This window comes from Vibrio jasicida 090810c, assembly GCF_002887615.1.
Lineage (GTDB): Bacteria > Pseudomonadota > Gammaproteobacteria > Enterobacterales > Vibrionaceae > Vibrio > Vibrio jasicida.
In genome coordinates this window covers 1,518,269-1,530,741 of sequence record NZ_CP025792.1, presented here as the reverse complement: position 1 = coordinate 1,530,741, position 12,473 = coordinate 1,518,269, and the positions used below count along the sequence as shown (strand labels likewise).

Genomic DNA, 12,473 nt, shown 5'->3' with positions numbered 1-12,473 from the left:
AGTGTTAGTTCTTGCGCTCGATGACATATCGGGCGAACTCTTCGAGTAACTGAGTATTGTATGGGATTGCCTCCAATGCTTGAAGTGCTTCTTGCAACAGAGTGTGAGCTTTCTCCATTGCTCCCTCTAACCCCAGTAAAGATGGGTAAGTGCTCTTGTTTAGCTCTTGGTCTGAACCTTGAGGCTTACCCAATGTTTCTGTATCACTAATTATATCAAGAATATCGTCTTGAACCTGAAACGCCAGACCGATCGCTCTAGAGTAGCGCTCAAGGTGAGGCATAACGTCTAGGCCCTTATCGCCAGCGGCAAGTGCGCCTAGTTTTACGGCACAGTTAATCAGTGCACCAGTCTTATTGCGATGAATTTCTTCCAATTCTGCGAGAGACACTCGACGATTTTCTGCACCTAAGTCCAATGCTTGACCAACGCACATGCCATTCGCACCAGAACTTTGTGCAAGGGCTTGCACCATCTTTATACGGTGGCTTTCTGCGTTCGGATTCAGTTCGCCTTCTGCAAGGATCGTAAATGCGAGGGTTTGCAGTGCGTCACCGGTCAGAATGGCTGTCGCTTCATCAAATTTGATGTGGCAAGTCGGCTGTCCACGGCGCAGGTCGTCGTTATCCATAGCAGGTAGATCATCATGGATAAGAGAGTAGGCATGGATACACTCAATCGCAGAAGCCGGCGTATCTAGGTCTTCAGGTTCACAACCCAGCATTTGACCAGTGATGTAAACAAGGAAGGGACGAACACGTTTACCGCCGAGGAGTAGGCCGTATTTCATGGCTTGAATCAACGGCTGTTCTTGATGAGGTAATTGCTCAAGCCATTGATTTAAATGTTGGTTATTTCTTTGTTGATAAGACGTCAATGTCTCTTGCATCACATTGCTCACTACTGATTTATTATTCTGACTCAGGGTTGAAGTCACTCAGTGGTGCTTCATCATCTTCGCTTAGAAGAATGCTAACGCGATGTTCGGCGTCGCTCAGTTTCGTTTGACCAGCACGAGCGAGTGCAATGCCACGTTCAAATTTACGTAGAGCATCATCTAGAGCAAGGTCACCGTTCTCTAGTTGATCAACCAAGCTGTCTAGCTCATCGATGGTTGCTTCAAAGGTCATGTTTTCTGGTTTCTTAACCGCCATCTTTTATCTGCCTTAATCAAGCCTCTAATAGAATGCACGCAAGTTACCTTAGCCTAGTAACTTGGTCAAATTTAACCTTATATAATTGTCACAAATTTAGCGTTCAACGGGTCTGATGAGACGAAGACCATTAATAAGTTAAGGTATTAACGATCTTTTTGTGATGTATTAACCAAGATTTTTCTAAAAATTCTGCTCTAGTTGTCGATACAAGTAATAATTCGCCTGACTGGGCAATGTTTGAGTATAGCGTGAGGAGTGCTTTGTGGATTTAGCAACCCTAATAGGTTTGATTGGTGGTTTTGCATTCGTCATTATGGCGATGGTGCTTGGTGGCAGCATTGGCATGTTCGTAGACGTCACCTCAATCCTAATCGTCGTTGGTGGTTCAACGTTTGTAGTATTGATGAAGTTCACCATGGGGCAATTCTTCGGCGCGACCAAAATTGCGGGCAAAGCGTTCATGTTCAAATCGGACGAGCCAGAAGATCTGATTGCTAAGATCGTAGAAATGGCAGACGCAGCGCGTAAAGGTGGCTTCCTAGCATTGGAAGAGATGGAGATTAATAATAGCTTCATGCAAAAGGGCATCGACTTATTGGTGGATGGGCATGATGCGGATGTGGTGCGTGCTGCTTTGCAAAAAGACATTGCACTGACCGATGAGCGCCACTCGCAAGGCACGGGTGTTTTTCGAGCATTCGGTGATGTCGCTCCGGCAATGGGTATGATCGGTACCTTGGTTGGTTTGGTTGCCATGCTTTCAAATATGGATGATCCAAAAGCGATCGGTCCTGCGATGGCCGTTGCACTTTTAACCACTCTTTACGGTGCAATTCTTTCTAACATGGTGTTTTTCCCAATTGCGGACAAGCTTTCACTACGCCGCGATCAAGAAACACTCAACCGTCGTTTGATTATGGACGGTGTACTCGCAATTCAAGATGGTCAGAACCCACGTGTTATCGATAGCTATCTGAAGAACTACCTCAACGAGGGCAAACGCGTCCTTGAGATTGACGAGTAATCTGGAGGTCATCTAATGGATGAAGATAACAAATGTGATTGTCCGCCACCTGGCCTCCCCCAATGGATGGGGACGTTCGCTGACTTGATGTCCTTGTTGATGTGTTTCTTCGTATTGTTACTTTCGTTCTCGGAAATGGACGTACTGAAGTTCAAACAGATCGCTGGCTCTATGAAATTTGCTTTTGGTGTTCAGAACCAACTTGAGGTTAAGGACATACCTAAAGGCACCAGCATTATTGCGCAAGAGTTCAGACCAGGTCGCCCAGAGCCAACACCGATTGATGTCATCATGCAGCAGACCATGGACATCACTCAGCAGACGTTGGAGTTTCATGAAGGGGAATCTGACCGAGCTGGTGGCACTAAGCGTGACCAAGGGAAGTTAACCGGTGGTCAATCACCAGAAACGTCAACGCAAAACAACCAATCAGCGGAATCAGACATGCAACAACAGCAGTCTGAGCAAACCTCGCAAGAGATGGATACCTTGATGGAAAGTATCAAGAAAGCGTTGGAGCGTGAGATTGAGCAAGGAGCAATAGAGGTCGAAAACCTTGGCCAACAGATCGTGATTCGAATGCGAGAGAAAGGGGCATTCCCTGAAGGCTCTGCGTTCCTCCAGCCGAAGTTTAGACCGCTGGTGCGTCAGATTGCGGAGTTGGTGAAAGATGTACCGGGCATCGTACGAGTTTCTGGCCATACGGATAACCAACCGTTGGATTCTGAGCTGTATCGCTCCAATTGGGACCTGTCGTCGCAACGAGCGGTATCGGTTGCTCAAGAAATGGAGAAAGTACGAGGCTTCTCGCATCAACGCTTACGCGTGCGTGGTATGGCGGACACTGAGCCATTGGCACCAAATGATTCGGATGCGAACCGAGCGCTTAACCGCCGCGTCGAAATCAGCATCATGCAAGGTGAACCACTCTACAGCGAAGAAGTGCCGGTAATTCAATAACCGAGTATTTATTCTTATACTAAAGCGAGCGTCAAGCTCGCTTTTTTTGTCATTCCATTTCGCTTGGGTGTATAATCTTGCGCCTTTAAAAGTGAGCTCAAAAGTTTGAGTGTGACATGCGCGATATTTTTACGTATGAACACCTAGTGCGGAGTATCACTCATTGTTGATTGCGAAACTAACCTGCGAACTAGACTATGAAATTTATTGTAAAGCCCCATCCAGAAATTTTTGTAAAAAGTGAATCTGTGCGTAAGCGCTTCACAAAGATTTTAGAGTGCAACATTCGTAACATCGTTAAGAGCCGTACGGAATCTGTCGCGGTATTCAACCGTCGTGATCACATTGAAGTGACCTCTGAGAGTGACGAGTTTCACGCTGAAGTTTTAGAAGTCCTGACTCATACCCCTGGTATCCACCATGTTCTTGAGGTGAAGCAAACTGAGTTCAAAGACTTGCACGATATTTACGAGCAAGTGTTGGAGTTAAGCGGTTCACTGATCGAAGGTAAGACTTTCGTCGTGCGTGCTAAACGCCGTGGTAAACATGATTTTACTTCTATTGAACTAGAGCGTTACGTAGGTGGCGGTCTTAACCAAGCGGTAGAAAGTGCTCGTGTTAAGCTAAGCAAGCCAGACGTAACGATTAACGTTGAAGTTACCAATGACAAGCTAAACCAAGTGTTGGCTCGTCACAAAGGCCTAGGCGGCTTCCCTCTAGGTACACAAGAAGACGTACTAAGCCTGATCTCTGGTGGTTTCGACTCTGGTGTTTCAAGTTACCTGCACATCAAGCGTGGTTCAAAAGTTCACTACTGTTTCTTTAACCTAGGTGGTCCAGCACACGAGATCGGCGTTAAGCAGGTTTCTCATTACCTGTGGAACAAGTACGGTTCTTCTGCAAAAGTTCGCTTCATCTCTGTTGATTTCGAACCAGTAGTTGCTGAAATCCTAGAAAAAGTCGACGACGGCCAAATGGGCGTGATCTTGAAGCGCATGTTCATGCGTGCCGCTGGTATGGTGGCAGAGAAGTTTAAGATCGAAGCATTGGTTACGGGTGAAGCTCTAGGCCAAGTATCAAGCCAAACACTGACTAACTTGCGTCATATCGATAATGTGACTGACACCCTGATTCTTCGTCCGCTTATCAACTGGGATAAAGAAGACATCATCAACCTAGCGCGTGATATCGGTACTGAAGACTTCGCTAAGACGATGCCTGAGTACTGTGGTGTTATCTCTAAGAAGCCAACAGTGAAAGCGGTAAAAGGCAGACTGAACGCGGAAGAAGAGAAGTTTGACTTTGCGATTCTTGAGCAAGTTGTGCAAGAAGCTCGCGTGATGGACATTCGCGATATCGCAAAAGAGTCTGAGCAAGCAGCACCAGAAGTAGAGCAGGTTCAAGCTGTAGAAGAGCACGCTATCGTTTTGGATATTCGTAGCCCTGAAGAGGAAGACGATAACCCATTAGAAATCGATGGTGTGGACGTTAAGCACATCCCATTCTACAAGCTGGGTACTCAGTTCGGAGACTTAGACCAATCTAAGACTTACCTTCTATATTGTGACCGTGGTGTGATGAGCCGTCTACAGGCATTGTACTTGCAGGAGCAAGGTTTCAACAACGTGAAGGTTTACCGCCCATAGAATCGTTGTAAAACAGAAGATCACAAAAGCGCAAATTGAGAAATCAGTTTGCGCTTTTTTCGTTTTAGCGCGCGCAAAATGGAGTGTATTAAAGTGGTAGTATTGCGTTAAATCACACGTTTCGAAATTTGTATTGATATAACGATAGATAATCCGAAATGAGGATGAAAAGTGACGTTGATGCCAATTTTTTATAAAAGAAGAAATGTGGATGGCTTAGATAAAAAAACACCGCCTAATTAGGCGGTGCAAGAAATTTGACAGACAGGTCAAAATAAATACAGGAAGTATATGTTTTGTCACAGGGAGTGTGGACAAAACATCATGGTAGAATTCTACCGAACTCGAAATACGAGTTTGCAAACACAACATCGCAACAACGAAGCCAATTGATTCACAAATGGAATCAAGCCGTTCAGGCTCGTGTTGCGGGATGAAATATAGAATTTATCTGGCTGTTCGGCAACGGACATTTTATAATGTTTCAGATTAAAAAAACTAATCCTACTTGAGGTCCCATAATGTCTCGCAGATTGCCTCCGTTAAATTCGCTTCGCGTTTTTGAAGCGGCTGCTCGCCATCTTAGTTTTACCCGTGCTGCTGAAGAGTTGTTTGTTACTCAAGCCGCAGTGAGTCATCAAATTAAAGCGTTAGAAGAGTTCTTATCGCTGAAGCTTTTCCGTCGTCGTAATCGTTCGTTATTACTGACGGAAGAAGGGCAAAGTTACTTTTTAGACATTAAAGATATCTTCACTTCCATTGCTGAAGCTACCGATAAGGTATTGGAACGTAGTGAAAAAGGTGCGTTAACCATCAGTTTGCCACCAAGTTTTGCCATCCAATGGCTAGTGCCTCGTTTAGCCGATTTTAACGCGCAAGAACCAGACATTGATGTGCGCATTAAAGCGGTGGATATGGATGAAGGTTCACTGACTGATGATGTTGATGTAGCTATCTATTATGGTCGTGGAAATTGGCCTGGTTTGCGTGCCGATAAACTCTACCAAGAGTTTTTGATCCCACTTTGTTCACCATCGTTACTTTTAGGTAACAAACCATTAGAATCTCTAAGTGACCTTAAATTACACACCTTGTTACACGATACTTCTCGTAAAGATTGGAAGCAGTTTGCTCGCCAACAAAATATCGAAGGTATCAACGTAAACCATGGTCCAATCTTCAGCCACTCAACCATGGTGTTGCAGGCGGCGGCGCATGGGCAAGGTGTTGCACTAGGAAACAACGTACTCGCTAAACCTGAAATGGAAGCAGGACGCTTGATTGCACCATTTGATGAGGTGCTGGTTTCTAAGAATGCCTTCTACGTGGTGTGTCACGAACAACAAGCGGATATGGGACGTATCGCGACGTTCAGGGATTGGATGTTGGCGACCGCACGAAAAGAACAAGAGGAAGTACTAGATGAGCCATTGGATAGCTGAAGGACCTGAGTACGGACCACTGTTTATTTTTGCTCACGGCGCAGGTGCCGGTATGGAGCATGACTTCATGATTGCCGTAGCCAAAGGATTAGTTGAGCAAGGTATTCGTGTGGTGCGTTTTAATTTCCCTTATATGGTTAAGCGAGCAGAAGATGGTAAAAAACGTCCGCCAGATCGTGCGCCAAAGTTACTGGAAGCATATGAAGAAGTGATCACTCACTTTACTTCACAGCCTATTGTCATTGGTGGTAAATCGATGGGTGGCCGTATGTCGAGCCTGCTTGCAGACAATACCCTAGTAGCAGGCGTTGCGTGTCTGGGCTTTCCGTTCCATCCGCCAGGCAAACCTGAAAAGTACAAAGGTGAGCATCTCGCGACGATCAATAAGCCGACGCTTATTTTACAAGGGGAGCGAGATACCTTTGGCAAGCGAGAAGAATTCGATGGCTTTGCTCTTTCTGACCAAGTAACGGTGAGTTTCTTGCCCGATGGCGACCATGGATTCAAGCCTCGTAAACGTTCCGGCTTTACGGAAGAAGGCAATATTGCCTTGACGGTAGAGCAATTAGCGACATTTATTAAAGAGGTATCCAATGAAAAGTAAGTGGTTACTTTCTTTTACAGGACTTTCTGGTTTAACTTCTGTTGCGCTAGGAGCGTTTGCTGCTCATGGTTTAAAAGCAACGCTCTCGCCTTATTTACTCGGTGTGTTTGAGACCGGTGTTTTGTACCAATTCATCCATACTTTGGCTATCGCGCTTTGTGCCATTTTGCTCGTACTAAATTTGGGGCAAAAAGCACAAAAGTATTTTTTCATCGCGGCGATTTGCTTTATCATCGGCATCTTTTGTTTTAGCGGCAGTCTTTACGCGCTGGCGCTGACAGGTATCAAGTGGTTTGGACCAATCACCCCTATGGGAGGATTCTTGTTCATGATCGGTTGGTGTTTGTTCTTTTTTGCTGCGTTTAATATCAAAGAGGTCTCCAAGTGAAACAACTAATGCTCTATTGCCGTTCTGGCTTTGAGAAAGAGTGTGCTGGTGAAATTCAGGACAAAGCAACAAAACTTGAAGTGTATGGCTTCCCTCGTGTGAAGAAAAATTCAGGTTATGTTGTCTTCGAGTGTTACCAAGATGGAGACGCAGATAAGCTAGCGAAAGGTCTAGATTTCAGCGCATTGATTTTTGCTCGCCAAATGTTTGCCGTTGCTGCTGAATTTGAAGCTCTGCCAAGCGAAGACCGTATCAGTCCAATTCTTGCTGAACTGTCTGAAATGGAAGAATTCCCACGTTGTGGTGATCTACGTATTGAAACCCCAGACACCAACGAAGCGAAAGAGCTATTGAAGTTCTGCCGTAAGTTCACGGTACCAATGCGTCAAGCGATGCGTGGTAAAGGTCTGATGTGGAACAAAGACAATGCGAAGAAGCCTGTGTTGCATATTTGCTTTGTGGCTCCTGGTCATTGTTACGTAGGTTACTCTTACCCAGGTAACAACTCTCAGTTCTTCATGGGCATTCCTCGTTTGAAGTTCCCTGCAGATGCACCAAGTCGTTCTACTTTGAAGCTAGAAGAAGCGTTCCACGTGTTTATTCCTCGCGAAGAGTGGGATGAGCGTTTAGCACCAGGCATGTGGGGCGTAGATCTCGGTGCGTGTCCAGGCGGTTGGACTTACCAATTGGTGAAGCGTTCGATGTTCGTTCACTGTGTCGATAACGGCATGATGGCAGACAGTCTAATGGAAACGGGACAAATTAAGCACCACATGGTGGATGGCTTTAAGTTTGAACCAGACCGCAAGAACGTGACTTGGATTGTATGTGACATGATTGAGAAGCCAGCACGCGTTGCTCACTTGATGGGACAGTGGTTACTGAAAGGTTGGGCAAAAGAAGCCATCTTCAACCTGAAACTGCCAATGAAAGGTCGCTACGACGAAGTACTGCAAGATTTGGAAAACCTAAAAATGTTCCTGATTGAGAACAAGGTGAAGTTCAAACTGCAAGCTAAGCACCTGTACCACGACCGTGAAGAAATCACGATTCACATTCAGTGCCTATCGAACATTTCTCCGCATTAATCTACGCGTTGATATGCGATAGAGTAGAAGCAAAAAAGCGCCTGTAATAGGCGCTTTTTTAGTGTTTGAAGTCGATTGCTATTCCGCTTTGTTTGGTCCGGTAAAGCGAATGTCTTGTAGGTTGAAACCTAGTTCAATATCGCATTTAAGTGCTGCGACGCGTTTACATAAGCGTGCCGACTCAATATGTTCATCAAACTTCTTACGATATTTCGGTACCAGTTCTTCGCTAGCGTAAGCGGCTTCAATGTCTTCGAATTGAGTTAAGATCTCTTTGGCTGCTTTAGGGCCAACACCCGGAATACCCGGAACTTGGCTTGAGCTGATTCCTGTCAAACCCCAATAATCCGCGAGCTGAGATGGTTTTACGCCAAACTCTTTTTCGATAAACGGTTCATCTAGCCAACGGTGTTGGAAGTAATCTCGGATCTGAAGAGTCGGGGAGAGCAGTTGGCAGTAGCCTTTATCGGTCGAGACAATCGTGACCTTTTCGCCGTGGCTCGCCACTTTAGTTGCCAGTGTTGCGACTAAATCATCGGCCTCATCGCCTTCAGACAATAGTGAATCAATGCCTTCTTCCCACCAAGCTTGTTGGATGGCATCCAATCCCTGCATTAGCGGCTCTGGCATAGGCTTACGATTTTGCTTGTAGTTCGGAAGAATTTCAGCGCGCCAGCCTCTATCTTGTTCATGATGATCAAACACCGCGATGATGTGCGTAGGTTGAGCTTCAGAAAGGATGCGAGTTAGCGTTCGTCCTGTCGTCGTGATAGTTCTTGCTATGTCGGTCGGATCGGGTTGTGCAGAGTGCACGCGACGAATCAGGTTTAGGGCATCAATAATAACAAGATGAATAGACATAATGACTTAGCAATAAAAAAGGGGCGTAATGCCCCTAGTGTAACCAAAGCTGAGTTATCTATCGACCACCATTTTCCTGATGGGCAATTCGGTAACATGGCTCATAGGCCGTTCCGCCTGGTAGTTTCATGCGGTGTTGTTCAACAAAGTCTTTCAGTAACTTATCCAGCTTCTTCATTAGCACGGGATCGCCGTTGATGGTAAATGGACCATGACGTTCGATTTCTTGAATGCCTTCTGCTTTTACGTTACCCGCAACAATGCCAGAGAAAGCCTGACGCAAGCTCGCAGCCAGTACCTGTGGTTGTTGATTCAAGTGCAAATCTAGGCTTGCCATCGCATCGTGAGTTGGCTCAAAAGGCAATTGGAATTCTGGTTCGATCTTCATTGACCAGTTAAAGCTGTAGGCATCGCCTTTTTCTTTGCGGTGTTGACGAACATCTTCCATCGAACGCTTCATGATACGAGCGACTTCGGCCGGATCATCAATAACGATTTGATAGTGTTTCTGGCCTTCTTCACCCAGCGTATCTGCAATGAAAGCATCGATTGAGCGGAAGTAAGCTTCGCTTTCTTTTGGACCCGTTAGCACGATTGGCATTGGTTGGTCGGCGTTATCTGGGTGCATCATGATGCCCAAGATGTACAGCAACTCTTCTGCCGTACCCGGACCACCAGGGAAGATCACTATGCCGTGCGCCATACGTACAAAGGCTTCGAGACGCTTCTCGATGTCTGGCATGATCACCAGTTCATTCACGATAGGGTTTGGTGGCTCTGCAGCAATGATTGAAGGCTCTGTCAAACCAAGGTAGCGCTGCTCAGTGTAACGCTGTTTGGCGTGACCAATCGCTGCCCCTTTCATTGGTCCTTCCATTGCACCAGGGCCACAGCCTGTACAGATGTTCAGCTCACGAAGGCCAAGCTCGTTACCTACTTCGCGAGTGTATTGGTATTCGGTTGCATTGATTGAGTGGCCACCCCAACACACGACAAGATTTGGCTCGATGCCCGGAGTTAGGGCGCCCGCATTGCGCAGAATGCCAAATACAAGGTTGGTAATGTGCGTAGCATTGGTGAGATTAAGGCGTTGGTTGTCCGCCAAATGCATGTTCACGTACACGATGTCACGTAGAACAGAGAATAGATGCTCTTGAATACCTTTAATGATTTCGCCATCGACAAATGCATGCTCAGGCGGATTCGCCAATTCAAGCTTGATGCCGCGCTCACGTCTAACCACGTTCACATCGAATGAAAGGTATTTGTCTAATAGCTCTTTTGAGTTATCGGTGTGGCTGCCGGAGTTGAGGACCGCGAGCGTGCAGTTACGATAGAGTTGGTATAACTCACTCGATGCGGTTTTCTTAAGACGTTCAACTTCCAGTTGGGATAGCAAATCCATGCTACCTGCGGGGCTTATATGGGTAATCATAAGGCCTCCTTGCTAATGCATTCTTTTGAGGGAAGAAACCAACTCACCTGTCAGTTTATACGTATCGTTTTACTCAGTGGTTGGCGGACTTTGTTTTAAAGCGTTTAAACAGCTTAGCAGACTGATAAGGGAGAAACGTGATAACTCGTTGAAAATTTGAGGCAATATGACAAAACAGCACGTAAAAAGCGTTCGTTTGGTTGTTTTTTGAACGCTTTTCAGTTCCAGTTCACCTGACTGTTACCACGCAGCTTGGCATCTCTTAGCATGTTACCAAGACGATCTAAGACGTACTCAGGGTTGTCTGCTTCTTTGAAGGAAGTGGAAACCGCCGTCAGCGTAATCATGATGTTTTGTTCGCGGAACTTGAATGGCAATTTACTGATATCACGCTGAATGTGCTTCATCAATTCAAGCGTGTATTCTTCTGATTGCTCGGGGATAAGCATGATGAACTCTTCACCGCCAAATCGAGCGACGGTTTCGGTATCGGCGATGCGCTTGTTCATGGTGCGAGCAATAATCTTCAATGCTTTGTCGCCAGCGGTGTAGCCATAGCTGTCGTTAACGGCTTTGAAGTTATCGACATCAAACAGTACAACACGAAGGTTTTGTTGTGAGCGAATCCAACGACGATATTCTAACTCTAAACGATCATTAAAAGCCGCGCGGTTATATACCTTGGTCAATGGGTCTAGCAGCATGCGCTGTGCTTGATCTTCCAAGCGACGACGATAATCTTGCGTTGATTCAAAGACGGCTTCAAGCTGGTTTTTGCTGTAGCTTAAGCGTTCTTGAAGGGCTTGTTCGCGCTCTTCGGTCATTCTTAAGCGCTCAGTCAAAGAGGCCATCTTGGCCAGCAATGGTGATACTTCACCTTTCAACTCTTCGAGATCTTGTGCATGTTCCAGAGATTCTTGGCTGCGTTCCACCAAGGTAGTCATCTCTGAATTCAATTCTTGGCGATGTTCGAAGTAGGTTTGATGCTGATCGACGTTCTGATGAACAGTTTTCAGATTGCTTGAAAGCGAAGTATTGAGTTGCTCTAGGAACTGTTCTGATGATTTACGCTCGTACTTAGTGGCTTCGACGACCAGTTTAAGCGTATTTAACGTCAGCTCAATCAGTGACTCAGCGTTCACACCCAAAAGTAGTTTGGCACGGATATCCAACAATTGATCACCCGATTCGCCTTCAAAGTCGAGCTCGGTAATCGTGTGCTGGAGGTCGCTGGCTAAACATTCCAGTTGTGATTTATCTGGCCCGTTTTCTAGCTCGCCAAGGTTAAGGCGTGAGTTGGATGTGATGATCTTGAGCGCACGCTCATAAATGCTCAGTAGCTTGGTTGCTTGGTCAACTTTTTTACCCGCATGAACTTCAGAAAAGCTCATGAGATTTCGCAGTTCGCGTTTTAGCTGCGCAGGCAAACCTGTGATGCGCTGAAGCGTCTCACCACTGTGTTTGATTTGTTCGTCGAGATAGCCGTTTTGTTTTTCCATCGCCTTAGACTGCTGTTTGAGCATTCTTTCTAGCACTGCTAAACGAGGGATCAGCGCGCTGACATCTTTTTGATGTTCGAGTTCTTGCTGAATTTCGAGCAGGTAGTTGGTTACTTGAGAGTTTGAACCCTGACAAGCAGAAGACAATGATGCCACAACTCGCTTCAGAACTTGCTGCTCACGTTTAAATTTGAGCGAAGTATCACGATGAGTCAGCCTGAGTTGGTCAAGTTGACAACTCAGCTGATGAAGCTGCGACTGAATATCGGATTCCAAGATTCCCATGAAGTGACTACGGTTAAGTCCATGTACTACTGACGATTATTTGATAATAACAAAAAACTTTATAGCGTCATCACTGATTATGCT

At 45.9% G+C, this 12,473-nt stretch carries 12 protein-coding genes; 7 read left to right on the top strand and 5 right to left on the bottom strand.

The annotated features are described in order from the left end of the window. Positions 1–4 precede the first annotated feature (4 nt). Entirely contained in the window at positions 5–889 is an 885-nt protein-coding gene (gene ispA, locus C1S73_RS07205) for a (2E,6E)-farnesyl diphosphate synthase (RefSeq protein ID WP_038865422.1), read from the bottom strand. A 22-nt stretch (positions 890–911) separates the two neighbouring features. Further along, the gene (gene xseB, locus C1S73_RS07200) at positions 912–1,154 is read right to left on the bottom strand and encodes an exodeoxyribonuclease VII small subunit (protein ID WP_038865420.1); all 243 of its coding nucleotides are present in this window, start codon (positions 1,152–1,154) and stop codon (positions 912–914) included. Between the two features lie 265 nt (positions 1,155–1,419). Here xseB and pomA point away from each other — a divergent pair, with 265 nt between their 5' ends. The 7 genes from pomA (at position 1,420) to rlmM (ending at position 8,309) form a co-directional block, all read left to right on the top strand. Next, positions 1,420–2,181, top strand: a complete 762-nt coding sequence (gene pomA, locus C1S73_RS07195) for a flagellar motor protein PomA (protein ID WP_038865419.1) — start codon at positions 1,420–1,422, stop codon at positions 2,179–2,181. A gap of 15 nt (positions 2,182–2,196) precedes the next feature. Further along, positions 2,197–3,141, top strand: a complete 945-nt coding sequence (locus C1S73_RS07190) for a flagellar motor protein MotB (RefSeq protein WP_005440148.1) — start codon at positions 2,197–2,199, stop codon at positions 3,139–3,141. 197 nt (positions 3,142–3,338) lie between these two features. Then, positions 3,339–4,787 carry a tRNA uracil 4-sulfurtransferase ThiI gene (gene thiI / locus C1S73_RS07185; protein ID WP_038865418.1) on the top strand — a complete coding sequence of 483 codons (1,449 nt, stop codon included), beginning with the start codon at positions 3,339–3,341 and terminating at the stop codon, positions 4,785–4,787. A gap of 521 nt (positions 4,788–5,308) precedes the next feature. Further along, positions 5,309–6,229, top strand: coding sequence for a transcriptional regulator GcvA (locus C1S73_RS07180; protein WP_005447583.1), 921 nt, complete (start codon positions 5,309–5,311; stop codon positions 6,227–6,229). Beyond that, positions 6,210–6,833, top strand: coding sequence for an alpha/beta family hydrolase (locus C1S73_RS07175; RefSeq protein ID WP_038865416.1), 624 nt, complete (start codon positions 6,210–6,212; stop codon positions 6,831–6,833). Before C1S73_RS07180 ends, C1S73_RS07175 begins: the two co-directional genes overlap by 20 nt. Further along, entirely contained in the window at positions 6,823–7,221 is a 399-nt protein-coding gene (locus tag C1S73_RS07170; RefSeq protein ID WP_038865415.1) for a DUF423 domain-containing protein, read from the top strand. Before C1S73_RS07175 ends, C1S73_RS07170 begins: the two co-directional genes overlap by 11 nt. Further along, the gene (gene rlmM / locus C1S73_RS07165; RefSeq protein WP_038865414.1) at positions 7,218–8,309 is read left to right on the top strand and encodes a 23S rRNA (cytidine(2498)-2'-O)-methyltransferase RlmM; all 1,092 of its coding nucleotides are present in this window, start codon (positions 7,218–7,220) and stop codon (positions 8,307–8,309) included. The genes C1S73_RS07170 and rlmM overlap by 4 nt, the downstream gene beginning before the upstream one ends. Positions 8,310–8,387: 78 nt before the next feature. Here rlmM and xni read toward each other — a convergent pair whose 3' ends face one another. The 3 genes from xni to C1S73_RS07150 form a co-directional block, all read right to left on the bottom strand. Further along, positions 8,388–9,170 (bottom strand): flap endonuclease Xni, encoded by a 783-nt coding sequence (xni, locus tag C1S73_RS07160; RefSeq protein WP_038865412.1) that lies wholly within the window; start codon positions 9,168–9,170, stop codon positions 8,388–8,390. A 58-nt stretch (positions 9,171–9,228) separates the two neighbouring features. Beyond that, a complete protein-coding gene (gene ppnN, locus C1S73_RS07155; protein ID WP_038865411.1) occupies positions 9,229–10,605 on the bottom strand; it encodes a nucleotide 5'-monophosphate nucleosidase PpnN in 1,377 nt (458 codons plus the stop codon). A gap of 218 nt (positions 10,606–10,823) precedes the next feature. Next, a complete protein-coding gene (locus C1S73_RS07150; RefSeq protein ID WP_038865410.1) occupies positions 10,824–12,389 on the bottom strand; it encodes a GGDEF domain-containing protein in 1,566 nt (521 codons plus the stop codon). Positions 12,390–12,473 lie beyond the last annotated feature (84 nt).

What these genes read in the sequence shown, in the direction of transcription:
- ppnN (WP_038865411.1), bottom strand. Translation starts at nt 10,605, where the DNA reads ATGATTACCCATATAAGCCCCGCAGGTAGCATGGATTTGCTATCCCAA.
- xseB (WP_038865420.1), bottom strand. Translation starts at nt 1,154, where the DNA reads ATGGCGGTTAAGAAACCAGAAAACATGACCTTTGAAGCAACCATCGAT.
- C1S73_RS07150 (WP_038865410.1), bottom strand. Translation starts at nt 12,389, where the DNA reads ATGGGAATCTTGGAATCCGATATTCAGTCGCAGCTTCATCAGCTGAGT.
- C1S73_RS07170 (WP_038865415.1), top strand. Translation starts at nt 6,823, where the DNA reads ATGAAAAGTAAGTGGTTACTTTCTTTTACAGGACTTTCTGGTTTAACT.
- xni (WP_038865412.1), bottom strand. Translation starts at nt 9,170, where the DNA reads ATGTCTATTCATCTTGTTATTATTGATGCCCTAAACCTGATTCGTCGC.
- C1S73_RS07180 (WP_005447583.1), top strand. Translation starts at nt 5,309, where the DNA reads ATGTCTCGCAGATTGCCTCCGTTAAATTCGCTTCGCGTTTTTGAAGCG.
- C1S73_RS07190 (WP_005440148.1), top strand. Translation starts at nt 2,197, where the DNA reads ATGGATGAAGATAACAAATGTGATTGTCCGCCACCTGGCCTCCCCCAA.
- ispA (WP_038865422.1), bottom strand. Translation starts at nt 889, where the DNA reads ATGCAAGAGACATTGACGTCTTATCAACAAAGAAATAACCAACATTTA.
- thiI (WP_038865418.1), top strand. Translation starts at nt 3,339, where the DNA reads ATGAAATTTATTGTAAAGCCCCATCCAGAAATTTTTGTAAAAAGTGAA.
- C1S73_RS07175 (WP_038865416.1), top strand. Translation starts at nt 6,210, where the DNA reads ATGAGCCATTGGATAGCTGAAGGACCTGAGTACGGACCACTGTTTATT.